This window comes from Streptomyces sp. RGM 3693 (assembly GCF_050471125.1).
Lineage (GTDB): Bacteria > Actinomycetota > Actinomycetes > Streptomycetales > Streptomycetaceae > Streptomyces.
Genome location: NZ_JBMPPQ010000004.1, coordinates 77601 through 94845, shown reverse-complemented (window position 1 = coordinate 94845; position 17245 = coordinate 77601). Strand labels below are relative to the sequence as shown.

The window sequence follows — 17245 nt, the reverse complement described above, 5'->3', positions numbered from 1 at the left end:
TCACGTCGAGTGGGGGTGGTCCGATTGGGTGGCCTGGTTGAGGACCCCTTCCGGTGCGTGGCCGGACGCGACCATGCCCGGTCGCTGATAACCTGGTACCCCGTGGACCGGTGGGACCCAGCAGAAATGCGGCACCCCCGAACCGCAGCGACGGCACCCCTGAATCTCAGGACCGAAGTCCCGTCGCACCTCTCCACCTCGCGACCACGGGAGCCCCCTCTTGGCCATGCCGCCCAAATCTTCGACGACCAAGCACCTCTTCGTCACCGGGGGCGTCGCCTCCTCGCTCGGCAAGGGGCTCACCGCCTCCAGCCTGGGTGCGCTCCTGAAGGCGCGCGGCCTGCGGGTCACGATGCAGAAGCTCGACCCGTACCTCAACGTCGACCCCGGCACGATGAACCCGTTCCAGCACGGTGAGGTCTTCGTCACCAACGACGGTGCCGAGACCGACCTGGACATCGGCCACTACGAGCGCTTCCTCGACGTCGACCTCGACGGCTCGGCGAACGTCACCACCGGCCAGGTCTACAACACCGTGATCGCCAAGGAGCGGCGCGGCGAGTACCTCGGTGACACCGTGCAGGTCATTCCGCACATCACCAACGAGATCAAGCACCGCATCCGACGGCTGGCCACCGACGACGTCGACGTGGTCATCACCGAGGTCGGCGGCACGGTCGGCGACATCGAGTCGCTGCCGTTCCTGGAGACCGTCCGCCAGGTCCGCCACGAGGTCGGCCGGGACAACGTCTTCGTCGTGCACATCTCGCTGCTCCCGTACATCGGCCCGTCCGGTGAGCTGAAGACCAAGCCGACCCAGCACTCGGTCGCCGCGCTGCGCAACATCGGCATCCAGCCCGACGCGATCGTGCTGCGCGCCGACCGCGAGGTGCCCACCGCCATCAAGCGCAAGATCTCGCTGATGTGCGACGTCGACGAGGCCGCGGTCATCGCCTGCCCGGACGCCCCGTCGATCTACGACATCCCCAAGGTCGTGCACGCCGAGGGCCTGGACGCCTACGTCGTCCGCAAGCTGGACCTGCCGTTCCGGGACGTGGACTGGACCCAGTGGGCGGACCTGCTCGACCGGGTCCACAACCCCGCGCACGAGGTCAAGGTCGCGCTGGTCGGCAAGTACATCGACCTGCCCGACGCCTACCTCTCGGTCACCGAGGCGCTGCGCGCCGGCGGCTTCGCCAACAAGGCCCGCGTCAAGATCAAGTGGGTCACCTCCGACGACTGCAAGACCCCGGCCGGCGCCCGTGCGCAGCTCGCCGACTGCGACGCGATCTGCGTCCCCGGCGGCTTCGGCGACCGCGGTGTGGACGGCAAGGTCGGCGCGATCACCTACGCCCGGGAGAACAAGCTCCCGCTGCTCGGCCTCTGCCTGGGCCTGCAGTGCGTGGTGATCGAGGCGGCACGCAACCTCGCCGGCATCGAGGGCGCCAACTCCACCGAGTTCGACCCGGCCGCCACCGACCCGGTGATCTCCACGATGGCCGAGCAGATGGACATCGTCGCCGGCGAGGGCGACATGGGCGGCACCATGCGCCTGGGCATGTACCCGGCCAAGCTCGCCGAGGGCTCCATCGTCCGCGAGGTCTACGGCGGCGAGCCCTACGTCGAGGAGCGCCACCGCCACCGCTACGAGGTCAACAACGCCTACCGCGGTGAGCTGGAGAAGAAGGCCGGCCTGCTGTTCTCCGGCACCTCCCCGGACAACAAGCTGGTCGAGTACGTCGAGTACCCGCGCGAGGTCCACCCCTACCTGGTCGCCACCCAGGCGCACCCGGAGCTGCGGTCCCGTCCGACCCGTCCGCACCCGCTCTTCGCCGGCCTGGTGAAGGCGGCCGTCGAACGGCAGGATGCAGCCCGGAAGTCGGGCGCCAAGAAGTAAGCGGCGCCCAGCCGGTTACGGTTGCCGGGGTACGGCCTCCTCCTGGGAGGCGGTACCCCGGTTTCCGCGTTGGCACAGGTACACACAGGAGGACGCGTATGGCGATCAAGGACATCGCGGAGGAGTGGACGGTCACCGGGACCACCACGCCGTTCACCGGGGCCAAGACCAGCGTGCGCACCGACCGGGTCGTCATGCCGGACGGCGCCACCGTCAGCCGCGACTACCAGGTCCACCCGGGCTCGGTGGCGGTCCTCGCCCTCGACGACGCCGGCCGGGTGCTGGTCCTGCACCAGTACCGCCACCCCGTGCGGCAGAAGCTGTGGGAGATCCCCGCCGGGCTGCTCGACGTCCCCGGTGAGAACCCGCTGCGCGCCGCACAGCGCGAGCTGTACGAGGAGGCCCACGTCAAGGCCGAGGACTGGCGGGTGCTGACCGACGTCTACACCACCCCGGGCGGCAGTGACGAGGCGGTGCGGGTCTTCCTGGCGCGCGGGCTGGCCGATGCCGAAGGGGAGCGCTTCGAGGTCTCCGAGGAGGAGGCCGAGATGGAGCTGGCACGGGTCCCGGTGGACGAACTGGTCCGCGGGGTGCTCGCCGGCGAGCTGCACAACAACTGCCTGGTCGTCGGGGTGCTGGCGCTCACCGCGGCGCAGGCCGGCGACGGCCTGGACGCCCTCCGGCCGGCCGACGCGCCCTGGCCGGCCCGCCCCTTCGAAGCCTGACCCAGGGGCCGGGAGTCGTCACCGGGGCCCGCGGTTCCGTCCACCGCCCGGTCGGATGATCAGTCGATCCGATCGAGTGACCCAACGGCCCTGCTCCACACGGGACGTGACGGGTCGTGAACTACGCTCGGCAGGGTTCCCGTACGCGTCCGCGACGGGAAGGTGAGCGCAGGCGGACGGGAGCGTGACCGGTGACGGATCAGGTGGTGGGCGGGGGGCACCGTGCGCCGGAGGCGGCGCGCGGTCCCGGTACGGCGGCCCGCGAACGGCGGGCGACACTGCCCCGCCAGGACGGTGCCGCCCTCCGCTCCGACCTCCCCGGATTCGCCGGCCGCCGCCATGAACTCAAGGCGCTGCGCGCCGACATCCGGCGGGCCGGCCTGGACACCCTCACCGGCCGCCGCGGCGCCCGCAGCCGGGTGCTACTGATCGCCGGCCGCCCCGGCTCCGGCCGCACCACCCTGGCCGAGGCGCTGCTGCGGGAGATCGCAGACGAGTACCCCGATGGGGTATTGCGCGCCGTCCTGACCGGTCGCGACGGCGCCCCGGCCGGCCTCGCCCGGACCGCCCGCGACCTGCTCACCGCGCTGGGCACCGACGCCCCGCCGGGCGCCGACGAGGACGAGCTCGCGGCGGCGGTGCGCGCGGCCCTGGCCGGGCGGCGGACGGTACTCCTGCTGGACGACGCACCGGGCGCCGAGGAGGTCGAACCGTTGATCCCGGACGCCCCGGACTGCCTGGTCGTGGTGGTCTCGCAGGGCCCGCTGACCGGCATCTCGGACGTCCGGCCGTGTGCGCTGGGCGGGCTGGACACCGCGGCCGCGGTCGAGGTGCTGTGCCACTACGCGGGACCGACCCGGGTCACCGTCGATCCGCGGACCGCGGAGGCCGTCGCGCAGGAGTGCGGCGGCCAGCCCGCGGCCCTGATACTGGCGGGCGCCTGGCTCGCCGCCCGCCCCAAGCTCTCCGTCGCCGATCTGCGCCAGGCGCTGCTGGCCGTCCCGCTGCCGCCGGACCTGCCGGCCGGTGCCCACCCCCTCCAGCGCGCCTTCCGCCTCACCTACGACGCGCTGCCGGGGACCGCCGCCCGGATACTGCGGCTGGCCACCCTCGCCCCGGACGGCCTGGTGGATCCGCACACGGCCGCCGCGCTGGGCGGCTGCACGGTCCCGGCCGCCGCCGCGGTCCTGCACGACTTCGTCGCGCTCGGCCTGCTGCGGCCGCTGCCCGAGGAGGAGGGGCCGGGTGCCCCGCCCGCCGACGTGGCGATCGGCCCCCGGTACCGGCTCCCCGGCTGCCTGGTCCCGCTCTCCCGGGAGTTGCTGCGGGAACAGGAGCGGCCGGCCGACGTCCAGTTGGCCAGGGCCCGGATGTTGGAGCGGACCGTACGGCTGGTCCAGTCCTGCCGGGCGGCCGCCGAGCCGGAGGGTTCTCCCGCCCGCCGCAAGGCCGGTGAGCTGCCCCGCCCGCTGCGCTTCGCCACCCGGGCCGCCGCCGCGCACTGGCTGCACACCCGGCGGGGCGCCCTGTTGGACGCCGCCCGGATCGCCGTCGAGGACGGTCAACTCGACACGCTGGACCGGCGGTTGATCGCCGCGCTCACCCGGGCGCTGCTCGCGCACCACGGCCCCGAGGCGGCCGCGCCCGACCTCTACGCCCTGCACGAGTTGGTCCTGCGGGTCGCCGCGCGGCGCCCGCTGCCGCGCGAGCGGGCCGCCGCCCTGCTCAACCTCGGTGACTTGGACGCCGGTGCCGACCGGATGGAGCAGGCGCTCACCCGGTACCGGGGTGCACTGGAGGCGGCCCGGTCGGTGAAGGACCCGATGGCCACCGGGCGGGCGTTGGAGTCACTGGGCGACACCTACAGCGAGTTGGGCGACTGGGTCCGGGCCGCCGACTGGTACGGGCGGGCGCTGGAGTTGCGGCTGGCTCGGGGCGAGCGGGCCGACGCGGCCCGGCTGCACGCCCGGATCGGCGTCGCGCACGGCCGCGCGGGCCGTTACGAGCAGGCCCTCAAGGACTGCCGAGCGGCCGCCCGCACCTCCCGCAGGCTCGGCGATTCCGCAGGTCAGGCGCGTGCGGCGGAGGCGGCGGCGGGGGTCCATGAGCACGCCGGGCAGCTAGACGAGGCGCTGCGGAGCCACCTGGAGGCCCTCGATTTCGCCCGTGCGGCGGCCGACGGGGCACTGGAGGCGCGCCTCCAGCTACGGATTGCGGAGATCCTTGAGCGGCTCGGTGACCCAGCAGCGGCACGGCTCCACCGGGCGGCGGGGGAGCGATGGCGTCAGGAGCACCCCGAGTGACCTACGAAATCGGTAGTGGTCTTTCGAAAAATTGGCCCTTTGCAAGGCTAGACAACGCGAGGTCCTTCAATAGACTGGTCGGGCCGCGTCCGGCGCGGTCAGTTCCGTCATGCAACGCATGAGGGATAATTCCTTCTGCAAGCTCTCATTCAAGGACCGTGATCGACGTGAAGGTCGGCATCCCCCGCGAGGTCAAGAACAACGAGTTCCGGGTGGCTATCACGCCCGCCGGAGTCCACGAGCTGGTCCGAAACGGCCACCAGGTCTTCATCGAGAAGGACGCCGGCCTCGGCTCGTCCATCCCGAACGAGGAGTACGTCTCCGCCGGTGCCACGATCCTCGGCACCGCCGACGAGGTGTGGGCCACCGCCGACCTGCTGCTGAAGGTCAAGGAGCCGATCGCGGAGGAGTACCACCGCCTCCGCAAGGACCAGACCCTCTTCACCTACCTGCACCTGGCCGCGTCCAAGGAGTGCACGGACGCCCTGCTGGCGTCCGGCACCACCGCGATCGCCTACGAGACCGTCGAGACCGCCAGCCGCGCGCTGCCGCTGCTGGCCCCGATGTCCGAGGTCGCGGGCCGGATCGCCCCGCAGGTCGGCGCCTACCACCTGATGCGCCAGGCCGGCGGCCGCGGCGTGCTGCCCGGTGGCGTTCCCGGTGTCCAGGCCGGCAAGGCCGTCGTCATCGGCGGTGGCGTCTCCGGCTGGAACGCGGTGCAGATCGCGGTGGGCCTCGGCTTCCACGTCACCCTGCTCGACAGGGACATCAACAAGCTCCGCGAGGCCGACAAGATCTTCGGCACCAAGGTGCAGACGATCGTCTCCAACGCCTACGAGCTGGAGAAGGCCGTCGTCGAGGCCGACCTCGTCGTCGGTGCGGTCCTGATCCCGGGCGCCAAGGCCCCGAAGCTGGTCACCAACGAGCTCGTCGCCAAGATGAAGCCCGGTAGTGTCCTTGTCGACATCGCCATCGACCAGGGCGGCTGCTTCGAGGACTCCAAGCCGACCACGCACGCCGAGCCGACCTTCCCGGTCCACAACTCGGTCTTCTACTGCGTGGCCAACATGCCCGGCGCGGTGCCCAACACCTCCACCTACGCCCTCACCAACGCCACGCTGCCCTACATCGTGGAGCTGGCGAACCGTGGTTGGGTCGAGGCGCTGCGCCGTGACCCCGCGCTGGCCAAGGGCCTGAACACCCACGACGGCAAGGTCGTCTACCCCGAGGTCGCCCAGGCCCACGGCCTGGAGTACGTGGAACTGCGCACCCTCCTCGGCTAAAGGCGTCAACCGCACGCGTCAAGCGCCGCACGACCGGCCGGGCCCCCTCGACAGGGCCCGGCCGGTCGCATGTGCGACACGCCCCGGGGGCGGCTCCGAGCGGTCGGGTCTCAACTCGCCGCGAACGTAACCCTTTAACCGATTCGCGTACCCCCGAAACATCCGTCTTGTGCGCTGTGCACTCTTGACATCGGGGGGTTCTGTTACCGACACATCGGGCCGGGTCCGGCGGATTGTGTTGCTGCGGACGCCCGACACGCCATAGAGTCGCCAACCGTCGGCATGGTGCCACGCTGACCTATCGATAAGTTTCCTGGTCCCATCCAAGGAGGTAAGACGACTTGTGAATGAGTCGACATTTACTCCCGGAGGTGGTCGGCCAGGAGCGGTTGCACGGGGCCAGGGTCCCTCGGGGCGCGAGGCTGTCGGCTCCGTAGCGGTCCACACCGTCGCAGCCCATCACAGCACTTCCACGACAGCCCACCAGAGCATGGACGGCCAACACGTGAACGCCATGGCCGGCGACCGGGGCAGTGGAGAACCCGCCCGTCTCGCCGACTACGACGACCTGCCCGCGGGGCACTTCTACGACCCGGATGCCGAGTACGAGCCGGACCCCGAATACGCGGCCACGCTCGCTCCGGACGCCGCGCGCCAGCGCCGCGAACGGGTCGGCCCGACCGGGCGCCCCCTTCCCTATTTCCCCATCCCGGGGCCGCTGTCGGACCACGGTCCGGCGAAGATCATCGCGATGTGCAACCAGAAGGGCGGGGTCGGCAAGACCACCTCGACCATCAACCTGGGCGCCGCACTCGCCGAGTACGGCCGCCGGGTGCTGCTCGTCGACTTCGACCCGCAGGGCGCGCTGTCGGTCGGGCTCGGCGTCAACCCGATGGAACTGGATCTGACGGTCTACAACCTGCTCATGGAGCGGGGCATGTCGGCCGACGAGGTCCTGCTCAAGACCGCGGTCCCCAACATGGACCTGCTGCCCAGCAATATCGATTTGTCAGCGGCAGAGGTGCAGTTGGTCAGCGAGGTCGCCCGTGAGTCGACGCTCCAGCGGGCCCTGAAGCCGCTGCTGCCCGACTACGACTACATCGTCATCGACTGCCAGCCCTCGCTCGGCCTGCTGACCGTCAACGCGCTGACGGCCGCTCACAAGGTCATCGTGCCGCTGGAGTGCGAGTTCTTCGCGCTGCGCGGTGTCGCGCTGCTCACCGAGACGATCGAGAAGGTCCAGGAGCGGCTCAACCCCGAACTCCAGCTGGACGGCATCCTGGCGACGATGTACGACTCCCGGACCGTGCACAGCCGCGAGGTCCTGGCGCGCGTCGTCGAGGCGTTCGACGATCACGTCTACCACACCGTCATCGGCCGTACGGTCCGCTTCCCGGAGACCACCGTCGCCGGTGAGCCGATCACCACCTACGCCTCCAACTCCGTGGGGGCCGCGGCCTATCGCCAGCTCGCCAGGGAGGTGCTCGCCCGGTGTCACGCCGAGTGAGTCTGCCGGGAGCCGACGAACTGTTCCGCACGACCGGGGGAGTGGGGCTGCAGTCGTCCACTCCCCGCCGTCCGGCCGGTGGCGCGGCCACCGGGGGCGAGGACGCCCGGGTGCCCGCGCCGGCCGGTGAGTCGGACCCCACGCCGGACACGGCCGGGGAGGCCCCCGCGGCGCGTCGGCGGCGGGCCGGTGGCGGCCCGGACGGTGAGGCCCCGGCGGCCGGTGACGGCGCCTCCGGCGCGACGCGTACGGCGCCCACCGCGGCGCCGGTCGAACACGGCGGTCGCGAGCCGGAGGCGGAGGCTCCCGCGGGGCAGCGGACGCCGGCCGACCGCGCGGCCCGCGCCGAGCGGGAGGCCGCGGCGCCGGCCGGTGCCTCGGGCCGCCGTCGGTCGCGCGGCGCCAACCGCCGCCCCAGCGGCCGGGAACGGCACGACGAGAAGATCACCGTCTATGTCTCCGCCGAGGAGCTCATGGACCTCGAACACGCCCGCCTGGTCCTGCGCGGCGAGCACGGCCTCGCGGTCGACCGCGGCCGGATCGTCCGCGAGGCGGTGGCCGTGGTCCTCGCCGACCTGGAGTCGCGCGGGGACGCCAGCATCCTGGTACGGCGGCTCCGGGGCCGCTAGGGCACCGCGAGGCCACGGAGATCCGTCAGAAGCGCCCTAGGCCCGTCCGACACGCCCTGGGGGCCGGCGCCCGGCGCGCGGCGGGATAGCCTGCCACTTCGGCGGGGTGTCCCGCCGTGACCAGCCCCCGCCCCGGCGCGGGACCGCAGCACCCTGGACCGCCATGCCGACGACCGACGCCGCCGCCGACGACACTCCCCCCGCCCCGCACCACACCCGCCGTGCCCTTGGACGGGGGCCGGGCGCCGTTCTGGCGACGGGCCCCGAGGCGCCCGTCGTGACGGCCCCGCAGGGGGTCGTGGAGGGCGCGGAGGGCGTCGTGGCGGCCCCGGCGGCGCAGACGGTGCAGTCCATGGGGACGGCTCCACAGGAGGCCGCGGTGGCGGCCGTGGAGGCTTCCGTGGACGGGCCGGAGAGGGCCGCGGAGGCGCCCCCGGCGGGCGGGGACGGCCGGTTCACGCTCCGACTGGACAACTTCGAGGGGCCCTTCGACCTCCTGCTCCAGCTGATCTCCCGGCACAAGCTGGACGTCACCGAGGTCGCGCTCTCCAAGGTGACCGACGAGTTCATGGCCCACATCCGGGCCATGGGGCCGGACTGGGACCTCGACCAGACCACCGAATTCCTGGTCGTCGCGGCCACCCTGCTCGACCTCAAGGCGGCCCGGCTGCTGCCCGTCGCCGAAGTGGAGGACGAGGCCGACCTCGCCCTCCTGGAAGCCCGGGACCTGCTCTTCGCGCGGCTGCTCCAGTACCGCGCGTACAAGCAGATCGCGGAGATCTTCAGCGGCCGGCTGGCCGAGGAGGCGCGGTGCTTCCCCCGTACCGTCGGGTTGGAACCGCACCACGCGGAGCTGCTGCCCGAGGTCGTGATCAGCATCGGGGCGGAGGGATTCGCCAAGCTCGCGGTGAAGGCGATGCAGCCCCGTGCGGAACCGCAGGTCTACGTCGACCACATCCACGCGCCGCTGGTCAGCGTCCGGGAGCAGGCCGAGGTGGTGATGGCGCAGCTGCGCGCGGCCGGCGCGGCCGGCTTCCAGGAGCTGATCGCCGACGCCCCGGACACCCTCACCGTCGTCGCGCGCTTCCTGGCGCTGCTGGAGCTCTACCGGGAGCGGGTGGTCGCCCTGGACCAGGAGGAGGCGCTGGGCGCGCTCATGGTCCGGTGGACGGGCGTGGCGGGGGCCGCCCCCCAGGTCACCGACGAGTTCGACCGGGAAGCGGGCGGGCCGGCCGACAAGGACGCGGACGACACGGCGGACCGCGCGGAGACGGAAGAGCAGGAGGAGCCGGCGTGAGCGGCGTGGGATACGAGAGCACCGAGCAGGGGCCCGGGGAGCGCGGTGCGCCCGAGGAGACGCCGGCCGGCGCGCTGGGCGTGGCCGCACTGGAGCTGAAGCCCGCGCTGGAGGCCGTCCTCATGGTCGTCGACGAGCCGGCGACCGAGGAGCACCTGTCCCGGGTGCTCCAGCGGCCCCGCCGGGCGGTGGCGCTGGCGCTGCGCGAGCTGTCCGACGACTACACCCGGCAGGGCCGCGGCTTCGACCTGCGGCTGGTGGCCGGCGGGTGGCGGTTCTTCTCCCGGGCCGCGTACGCGGACGCGGTGGAGAGCTTCGTCCTGGACGGCCAGCAGGCCCGGCTGACCCAGGCCGCATTGGAGACTCTGGCCGTGGTCGCGTACCGTCAGCCGGTCAGCCGTTCCCGCGTCTCGGCCGTCCGCGGAGTCAACTGCGACGGCGTGATGCGCACGCTCCTCCAGCGCGGCCTAGTGGAGGAGGCGGGGACGGAACCTGAAACAGGTGCGATCCTGTACAGGACGACGAATTACTTTCTGGAGCGGATGGGCCTGCGCGGCCTGGACGAGCTCCCTGAGTTGGCACCGTTCCTCCCGGAGGCGGACGCGGTTGAGGGCGACTCCCCGGAAGGTATCCCGTCGTTCGACGTAGACGACAGCGGCGACTCTCAGACGGATCATTGATGCGAAGCAGCGGCAGGAACAGCAGCGGCGGCGGTAAGGGCAACTACCGCGGCGCAGGCAACAAGCGGGACGACAAGCAGCAGCGCGCGGGCCGCCCCCGTCCCGAGGAGCGCCGCTACGACGTGGGCGGATCCGCCGGCGGCGACGAGCGCGGCGGCCGTGGGACGAGTGGCGCCCGGGGCGCGGCGGCCCGCGGCGGCGCCAAGGGCGGTCCGCGTACGGGCGCGTCCCAGGGCGGCCGGCCGGGCGGTAAGGGCACCGGTCAGCAGCGCGGCCGCGGCCAGGCCCCCGCGCGGCCCCGCGAGTACGACGCCAAGATCGAGGAGCGCAACCGCGCCCGCTACGACAAGCCGCAGGTCAAGACCCCCAAGACCTTTGGTGAGCAGGAGGGCGAGCGGCTCCAGAAGGTGCTGGCCAGGGCCGGTATGGGCTCCCGGCGCGCCTGTGAGGAGCTGATCGACCAGGCGCGGGTCGAGGTCAACGGCAAGGTCGTCATGGAGCAGGGTCTGCGGGTCGACCCGCAGAAGGACGAGATCAAGGTCGACGGCCTGACAGTCGCCACCCAGTCGTACCTCTTCTTCGCGCTGAACAAGCCCGCCGGTGTGGTCTCCACGATGGAGGACCCGGACGGTCGCCAGTGCCTGGGCGACTACGTCACCAACCGGGAGACCCGGCTGTTCCACGTCGGCCGGCTGGACACCGAGACCGAGGGCATCATCCTGCTCACCAACCACGGTGAGCTGGCCCACCGCCTCACGCACCCGCGCTACGGCGTCACCAAGACTTACCTGGCGGCCATCCAGGGCCCGCTCCCGCGCGACCTGGGCAAGCGGCTCAAGGACGGCATCCCGCTGGAGGACGGCTACGCCCGGGCCGACCACTTCCGGGTCGTGGAGAACACCGGCAAGAACTACCTCGTCGAGGTCACCCTGCACGAGGGCCGCAAGCACATCGTGCGCCGGATGCTCGCCGAGGCCGGCTTCCCGGTGGACAAGCTGGTCCGTACGCACTTCGGCCCGATCGCGCTGGGCGACCAGAAGTCGGGTTGGCTGCGCCGGATGACCAACACCGAGGTCGGGATGCTGATGCGGGAGGTCGATCTCTAAGGATCGGCGCCCGTCGAGGTCCGTCGGGGCCGGCCGTCGCTTGCGGAGGCCACCCACCACCCCTTAGTGTCATCATGACGTTAAGGGGTGGTTTTTCATGGGGGAATCGATGCGGGCACCGCTGACGGGCGCATCGACGGGCGTACCGGTGGGTGCACCGACCGCGGCGACCGGTTCGCTCATCGGGCTGGCGCTCGGTGACGCGCTCGGCTTCCCGACGGAGTTCAACGACGTACCGGCGATCCTCGCCAAGTGCGGGCCCTGGCGGGAGATGGACCTGCCCGAGCCCGCCTTCGTCACCGACGACACCCAGATGACCCTGGCGTTGGGAGGCGGACTGCGCACGGCCCTGGACGGCGGCGAGCTGACCGCCGCGACGCTCGCCCCGCCGGTCCGGCAGGAGTACGTGGCCTGGTGGCGCTCGCCCGACAACAACCGGGCACCGGGCGGCACCTGCCTCCGGGCCTGTGCACTGCTCGCCGACGTGCACCGGACCTGGGCGGAGGCCAGTCAGATCGGGTCCAAGGGGTGCGGCGCCAACATGCGGGTGGCGCCCCTCGGGCTGGTGCCCGGACTCACCCCCGGGCAGCGCGCCGGTGCCGCCCAGTTGCAGTCCGCGCTCACCCACGGGCACCCCACCGCGCTCGCCGCCAGCGACCTCACGGCGTACGCCGTGCGCGCTCTCGCCGACGGCGCGCGCCCCGTCGAGCTGCCCGGCCTGCTGCGCGCCCACGCCCACGCCCAGCGCACCACCTACCGCGAGGACTGGCTCGGCGACCTCTGGCGGCGCTCCCAGGACCCGTCCCCGGCGGCGTTCATCGCCCGCGGTTGGGACGACTGCCTGGGCGTCCTGGACCGGCTGGACGCGGCGCTCGCCGCACCGGACCGGGAGGCCGACCCGTGCCTGGCCACCGGCGCCGGCTGGATCGCCGAGGAGGCGCTGGCCACCGGCCTGCTGTGCTTCCTGCTCTTCCCCGACGAGCCGGTCACCGCCCTGCGCCGGGCCGCCTGCACCTCCGGCGACTCCGACTCGATCGCCTGCCTCGCCGGTGCCTTCGCCGGCGCCCGGCTCGGCGCCGACGCCTGGCCCCAGGAGTGGGCCGCCCGCATCGAGTACCGCACGGAACTCCTGGCCCTCGGGGCGGCCTGGGATGCCTGAGACCTCCGTAGCCGCGGACCGGAACGCGGTCCTACGGGCGGCCGGCCTGCCCGCCGTCGACCTGGCCGCCCTCCTCGCGCAACAGCGTGATCCGCTGCTCTTCGCCACGGTCTCCGGCGCCCACCTGTACGGCTTCCCCTCCCGCGACTCCGACGTGGACCTGCGCGGCGTCCACCTGCTGCCGGCCGCCGACCTCGTGGGGCTGCGCGAGCCGGAGGAGACCCGGACCCTCATGGGGGAGCACGACGGCGTGGAGATGGACCTCGTCACGCACGACCTGCGGAAGTTCGCCCGCCTCTTGCTGCGGCCCAACGGCTACGTCCTGGAGCAGCTGCTCTCCCCCCTGGTCGTGCACACCACGCCGGTCCACCGGGAGCTGACCGCGCTCGCGCCCGGCCTCCTCACCGCCCATCACGCCCATCACTACCGGGGTTTCGCGGGCACCCAGTGGCGGCTCTTCGAGAAGACCGGCGAGCTGAAGCCGCTGCTGTACACCCTGCGGGTGCTGCTGACCGGCATCCACCTCATGGCCGCCGGCCGGCTGCAACCCCACCTGCCCACCCTGGCCGGCGAACCGGACGCACCCGCCTACGTACCGGAACTGATCGCCGCCAAGGAGGCGGCCGAACACGGCCCTGCGGGCGACGTGGTGCCCCCGGACCGGCTGCGCGCCGACGTCGCGGCGCTGCACGCCCGGCTCGACGACGCCCAGGCCGCCACCGCGCTGCCGACGGCGCCGGCCGGCCGGGACGCGCTGCACGACCTGGTCGTCCGGGTCCGGCTGGGCGCCGCCGCGGCCGGCATCTGAGCGGTCAGCCCCGCAGGGCCGAGGCGCGGCGGGTGCGGTGCAGGAAGTCCGCGACCCGGGCCCGGTCCGGCCCCACGGGCAGCGGCGAGCCGGGCAGCGCCGCCTCCGTCTCCGCGGACAGCACCGCGAGCCGGCGCTCCACCTCCTCCCACGGCACCTCGCCGCGGCGCACCGCCAGCAGCTCCTCGCGGGCCGCGCCGACCTCCAGCCCCAGCACGCCCGTACGGAGCAGGTCGCGGGCGCCGGCCATCATGCGCAGCAGGTGCATCGCCTGTTTCCAGCGGGGCGCGCCGTGCCGTGCGGCATCGGCCCGCAGCTGCTTGTGTCGCCCGGCGGCGTAGCGGACGAAGACCTCGTACACCTCGCGGGAGAGGAAGGCGCCGCGTAGGGCGAGCAGTTCCCGGCCGGTGGCGTCGGCGTGTTCCACGAGCGGGGAGTGCAGGCATTCCAGGACGGTGGGGTTGGCGCGCAGGGCCAACTCGCAGAATCGTTCCAGCTCCCAGGAGAACTCCTCCGGGCGCGGCCCTTCCACATGGGTCGGCGGCTTCTCGAACCGCCAGAAGAGCGCGGTGGGCGCGAGATAGACCCCGCGCCGGTCGGTGTCACTGGCCTCGGTGGCCAGCCCGAAGGCGCGCGAGCCCATCACGCATGCGTAGACGGTGTGCGCGGTGACGAGTTCATGACCGGAGGGGGCTGCGGGAGCGGTCGGCATGCCGGGATTGTCCCCGGCCCGGGACGCTGCCGGCCACCGGATTCCCGGGAGCGCGGGACACGGCTGTCAGTGACGCTGGTTACGCTGATCAGTGCGTACGCGGACGTGTACGCGGCACACGACGCAGGGGAGCAGCAACGTGGCGGTACGGGCCGTGCGCGGAGCCGTCCAGCTGGAGCGGGACGACGCGGAGCACATGCGGGAGCAGGTCGGCGAGCTGCTCACCGAGATACTGGAGCGCAACGCCCTGGTGCCGGACGATCTGATCAGCGTGTGGTTCACCGCCACCCCCGATCTGCACAGCGACTTCCCGGCCGCCGCTGCCCGCGCCCTGGGGATCACCGACGTCCCGCTGATCTGCGCCCAGGAGCTGGACGTGGCCGGCGCCATGCCACGGGTGGTGCGGGTGCTCGCCCACGTCGAGACCGGGCTGTCCAAGGCCGGCATCGCCCACGTCTACCTCGGCGCGGCCGCGACGCTGCGGAAGGACATCGCCCAGTGAGAACCGCACTCGTCATCGGAACGGGCCTGATCGGCACCTCGGCCGCCCTCGCGCTCAGCGCCCGCGGCGTCCAGGTGTACCTGGAGGACCACGACCACGCCCAGGCCCTGACGGCCGCCGCGCTTGGCGCCGGCACCGCCGAGCCGGCCCCGGACGTGGTCGACCTGGCCATCGTGGCCGTGCCCCCGGCGCACGTCGCGGCGGCGCTGGCCGGTGTGATCCGGCGCGGCGCGGCGCGGGCGTACATCGACGTCGCCAGCGTCAAGGGCGGCCCGCGCCGCGAGCTGGAGGCGCTCGGCTGCGACCTGAGCGGCTACCTCGGCACCCACCCGATGGCCGGCAAGGAACGCTCCGGGCCGCTGGCCGCGACGGCCGACCTCTTCGAGGGGCGCCCCTGGGTGCTCACCCCGTCCCCCGGCGGCGACACCGAGGTGCTCAACCTCGCCCTGGAGCTGGTCGCGCTGTGCCGGGCCGTCCCGGTGGTGATGGACGCGGACGCCCACGACCGGGCCGTCGCCCTGGTCTCGCACACCCCGCAGCTGGTCTCCAGCCTGGTCGCGGCCCGCCTCAAGGGCGCCGACGAGACCGCCGTCCGACTCTGCGGCCAGGGCATCCGCGATGTGACCCGGATCGCCGCCTCTGACCCCGCGATGTGGATCGACATCCTCTCCGCCAACCCCGGCCCGGTCGCCGACGTCCTGGCCGACGTCGCGGCCGACCTCGACGCCACGGTCCGGTCGCTGCGCTCCCTGGAGTCCGCCGACGAGGAGAAGCGCGGCAGCGGGGTGCACGGCATCGAGGACGTGCTCCGCCGCGGCAACGCCGGCCGCGAGCGGGTCCCCGGCAAGCACGGCGCCGCCCCGGCCACCTACGAGATCGTCGCGGTCTACATCGGCGACCAGCCCGGTGAGCTGGCCCGGATCTTCGCCGACGCCGGCCGCGCCGGGGTCAACATCGAGGACGTCCGCATCGAGCACGCCACCGGTCAGCAGGCCGGCTTCATCCAGCTCATGGTCGAGCCGCAGGCGGTGCCGGTGCTGACCGCGGAGCTGCGGGGGCGGGGGTGGTCCATCCGGCAGTGACACCGTGGACGGCGCGCTGCGGGCGAGCCAGTAACCTTGTCCGAGGCCCTGGTCCCCTTCGTCGTACTCCCGATTGCCGGTCGACGACCGGAGCCAGCGCCCTGGACCGCGCCCCGTGTGTATCAAGAAAGGTGTTCGTCACCGTGGAAACCGCCGACCGGACCGCCCCGGCTGCAGTGATTGTCGCCATCGACGGCCCCGCAGGCACGGGCAAGTCCAGCACGTCCAAGGCCGTCGCCGGCAAGCTGGGCCTGGGCTACCTCGACACCGGTGCGCAGTACCGCGCGATCACCTGGTGGATGCTGACCAACGGCATCGACGTCAACGACCCGGTCGCCGTGGCCGACGCCTGCGTCAAGCCAGTGATCGTCTCCGGCACCGACCCGTCGGCGCCGACCATCACCGTCGACGGGGTGGACGCCGCCGGCCCGATCCGCAGCCCGGAGGTCACCGCCGCGGTCAGCGCGGTCAGCGCCGTCCCCGAGCTGCGCGCCGTGATCACCGACCTGCAGCGCACCATCGCCGCGGAGGCGCCGCTCGGCATCGTCGTCGAGGGCCGGGACATCGGCATAACCGTCCTGCCGGACGCCGACCTCAAGATCTTCCTCACCGCTTCTCCCGAAGCGCGGGCGGCCCGGCGCAACGGCGAGCTCAAGGGCACAAACCCCCAGCTGGCGGTCGACCTGGCCGCCACCCGCGAGGCGCTGATCAAGCGGGACACCGCCGACTCCTCCCGCAAGACCTCGCCGCTGGCCAAGGCGGACGACGCCGTCGAGGTCGACACCACCGACCTGACGCTGGATCAGGTCATCGAGTGCGTGGTCACCCTCATCGAGGGTGTCAGCGCCGAGAAGGCGGGGCGGGACATCCGGTGACCGACGGCGGCAAGGCGCCGAGCCCCCGCGGCGCCGTGATCGGCCGGCGGATCGGCATCGGGCTCATGTACGGCCTGTGGAAGCCGCGGGTGCTGGGTGCCTGGCGGGTGCCGGCCTCCGGTCCGGTGATCCTCGCCGTCAACCACTCCCACGGCATCGACGGCCCGATGCTGATGGGCACCGCACCCCGACCGGTGCACTTCCTGATCAAGAAGGAAGCCTTCGTCGGTCCGCTGGACCCGTTCCTACGGGGCATCGGACAACTGAAGGTGGACCGACAGTCCGCCGACCGCAAGGCGATCACCGACGCGCTCGACGTACTGGCGGCCGGCGGCGTGCTGGGGATCTTCCCGGAAGGCACCCGCGGCGAGGGCGACTTCGCCTCCCTACGAGCCGGCCTCGCATACTTCGCGGTGCGCTCCGGCGCGCAGGTCGTCCCGGTGGCGGTGCTCGGCAGCACCGAACGCCCCAGCCGGCTCACCCCGGCCCTGCCGCGGCTGCGCGGCCGCATCGACGTCGTCTTCGGCGACGCTTTCGAGGCGGGCGACGGCAGCGGGCGGCGCACCCGTAAGGCGCTGGACGAGGCGACCGTACGGATCCAGGAGCGGCTGACCGCCCACCTGGCACAGGCCCGGCGCCTTACCGGGCGCTGACCGACACTTGAGCAGTGGGCCCTCCCT

16 protein-coding genes are annotated in these 17245 nt (G+C 72.8%); 15 read left to right on the top strand and 1 reads right to left on the bottom strand.

Going from position 1 to position 17245, the window contains the following annotated elements; translation table 11 throughout:
- Window positions 1-226: 226 nt before the first annotated feature.
- From ACO0M4_RS36580 to ACO0M4_RS36530, 11 genes are all read left to right on the top strand, one after another.
- The gene (locus tag ACO0M4_RS36580; RefSeq protein WP_430375459.1) at window positions 227-1897 is read left to right on the top strand and encodes a CTP synthase; all 1671 of its coding nucleotides are present in this window, start codon (window positions 227-229) and stop codon (window positions 1895-1897) included.
- Between the two features lie 98 nt (window positions 1898-1995).
- Window positions 1996-2622, top strand: coding sequence for an NUDIX domain-containing protein (locus ACO0M4_RS36575; RefSeq protein ID WP_430375458.1), 627 nt, complete (start codon window positions 1996-1998; stop codon window positions 2620-2622).
- A gap of 191 nt (window positions 2623-2813) precedes the next feature.
- Window positions 2814-4925 carry a tetratricopeptide repeat protein gene (locus ACO0M4_RS36570; protein ID WP_430375457.1) on the top strand — a complete coding sequence of 704 codons (2112 nt, stop codon included), beginning with the start codon at window positions 2814-2816 and terminating at the stop codon, window positions 4923-4925.
- Between the two features lie 167 nt (window positions 4926-5092).
- Window positions 5093-6208: an alanine dehydrogenase gene (gene ald, locus ACO0M4_RS36565; RefSeq protein WP_430376025.1), complete on the top strand. Its 1116-nt coding sequence runs from the start codon at window positions 5093-5095 to the stop codon at window positions 6206-6208.
- 490 nt (window positions 6209-6698) lie between these two features.
- The gene (locus ACO0M4_RS36560; protein ID WP_390019158.1) at window positions 6699-7715 is read left to right on the top strand and encodes a ParA family protein; all 1017 of its coding nucleotides are present in this window, start codon (window positions 6699-6701) and stop codon (window positions 7713-7715) included.
- Window positions 7712-8344 (top strand): hypothetical protein, encoded by a 633-nt coding sequence (locus tag ACO0M4_RS36555; protein WP_430376023.1) that lies wholly within the window; start codon window positions 7712-7714, stop codon window positions 8342-8344. Before ACO0M4_RS36560 ends, ACO0M4_RS36555 begins: the two co-directional genes overlap by 4 nt.
- A gap of 163 nt (window positions 8345-8507) precedes the next feature.
- On the top strand, window positions 8508-9641 hold the full coding sequence (locus tag ACO0M4_RS36550; RefSeq protein ID WP_430375456.1) for a segregation and condensation protein A: 1134 nt from the start codon (window positions 8508-8510) through the stop codon (window positions 9639-9641).
- The gene (gene scpB, locus ACO0M4_RS36545) at window positions 9638-10321 is read left to right on the top strand and encodes an SMC-Scp complex subunit ScpB (protein ID WP_430375455.1); all 684 of its coding nucleotides are present in this window, start codon (window positions 9638-9640) and stop codon (window positions 10319-10321) included. Before ACO0M4_RS36550 ends, scpB begins: the two co-directional genes overlap by 4 nt.
- On the top strand, window positions 10321-11427 hold the full coding sequence (locus tag ACO0M4_RS36540; protein WP_430375454.1) for a pseudouridine synthase: 1107 nt from the start codon (window positions 10321-10323) through the stop codon (window positions 11425-11427). Before scpB ends, ACO0M4_RS36540 begins: the two co-directional genes overlap by 1 nt.
- A gap of 109 nt (window positions 11428-11536) precedes the next feature.
- The gene (locus ACO0M4_RS36535) at window positions 11537-12586 is read left to right on the top strand and encodes an ADP-ribosylglycohydrolase family protein (protein WP_430376021.1); all 1050 of its coding nucleotides are present in this window, start codon (window positions 11537-11539) and stop codon (window positions 12584-12586) included.
- Complete coding sequence (locus tag ACO0M4_RS36530) at window positions 12579-13394, top strand: nucleotidyltransferase domain-containing protein (protein ID WP_430375452.1); 816 nt, start codon at window positions 12579-12581, stop codon at window positions 13392-13394. Before ACO0M4_RS36535 ends, ACO0M4_RS36530 begins: the two co-directional genes overlap by 8 nt.
- Window positions 13395-13398: 4 nt before the next feature.
- On the opposite strand, the gene ACO0M4_RS36525 is transcribed toward ACO0M4_RS36530, so the two are convergent.
- Window positions 13399-14106 carry a nucleotidyltransferase domain-containing protein gene (locus ACO0M4_RS36525; RefSeq protein WP_430375451.1) on the bottom strand — a complete coding sequence of 236 codons (708 nt, stop codon included), beginning with the start codon at window positions 14104-14106 and terminating at the stop codon, window positions 13399-13401.
- 139 nt (window positions 14107-14245) lie between these two features.
- Between ACO0M4_RS36525 and aroH the strand changes: the two genes are divergently transcribed.
- The 4 genes from aroH to ACO0M4_RS36505 all read left to right on the top strand — a co-directional run bounded on the left by aroH (window position 14246) and on the right by ACO0M4_RS36505 (window position 17218).
- Window positions 14246-14608 carry a chorismate mutase gene (aroH, locus tag ACO0M4_RS36520; RefSeq protein ID WP_430375450.1) on the top strand — a complete coding sequence of 121 codons (363 nt, stop codon included), beginning with the start codon at window positions 14246-14248 and terminating at the stop codon, window positions 14606-14608.
- Window positions 14605-15690 (top strand): prephenate dehydrogenase, encoded by a 1086-nt coding sequence (locus tag ACO0M4_RS36515; protein ID WP_430375449.1) that lies wholly within the window; start codon window positions 14605-14607, stop codon window positions 15688-15690. The genes aroH and ACO0M4_RS36515 overlap by 4 nt, the downstream gene beginning before the upstream one ends.
- 131 nt (window positions 15691-15821) lie before the next feature.
- Entirely contained in the window at window positions 15822-16565 is a 744-nt protein-coding gene (cmk, locus tag ACO0M4_RS36510) for a (d)CMP kinase (protein ID WP_430375448.1), read from the top strand.
- Window positions 16562-17218: a lysophospholipid acyltransferase family protein gene (locus ACO0M4_RS36505; protein ID WP_390019182.1), complete on the top strand. Its 657-nt coding sequence runs from the start codon at window positions 16562-16564 to the stop codon at window positions 17216-17218. The genes cmk and ACO0M4_RS36505 overlap by 4 nt, the downstream gene beginning before the upstream one ends.
- The last annotated feature ends 27 nt before the right edge of the window (window positions 17219-17245 follow it).

Bases quoted from the DNA above. Each gene is read 5' to 3' on its own strand.
- ACO0M4_RS36580 (WP_430375459.1), top strand. From the start codon at position 227: ATGCCGCCCAAATCTTCGACGACCAAGCACCTCTTCGTCACCGGGGGC.
- ACO0M4_RS36575 (WP_430375458.1), top strand. From the start codon at position 1,996: ATGGCGATCAAGGACATCGCGGAGGAGTGGACGGTCACCGGGACCACC.
- ACO0M4_RS36560 (WP_390019158.1), top strand. From the start codon at position 6,699: ATGGACGGCCAACACGTGAACGCCATGGCCGGCGACCGGGGCAGTGGA.
- ACO0M4_RS36550 (WP_430375456.1), top strand. From the start codon at position 8,508: ATGCCGACGACCGACGCCGCCGCCGACGACACTCCCCCCGCCCCGCAC.
- ACO0M4_RS36540 (WP_430375454.1), top strand. From the start codon at position 10,321: ATGCGAAGCAGCGGCAGGAACAGCAGCGGCGGCGGTAAGGGCAACTAC.
- ACO0M4_RS36535 (WP_430376021.1), top strand. From the start codon at position 11,537: ATGCGGGCACCGCTGACGGGCGCATCGACGGGCGTACCGGTGGGTGCA.
- ACO0M4_RS36530 (WP_430375452.1), top strand. From the start codon at position 12,579: ATGCCTGAGACCTCCGTAGCCGCGGACCGGAACGCGGTCCTACGGGCG.
- ACO0M4_RS36525 (WP_430375451.1), bottom strand. From the start codon at position 14,106: ATGCCGACCGCTCCCGCAGCCCCCTCCGGTCATGAACTCGTCACCGCG.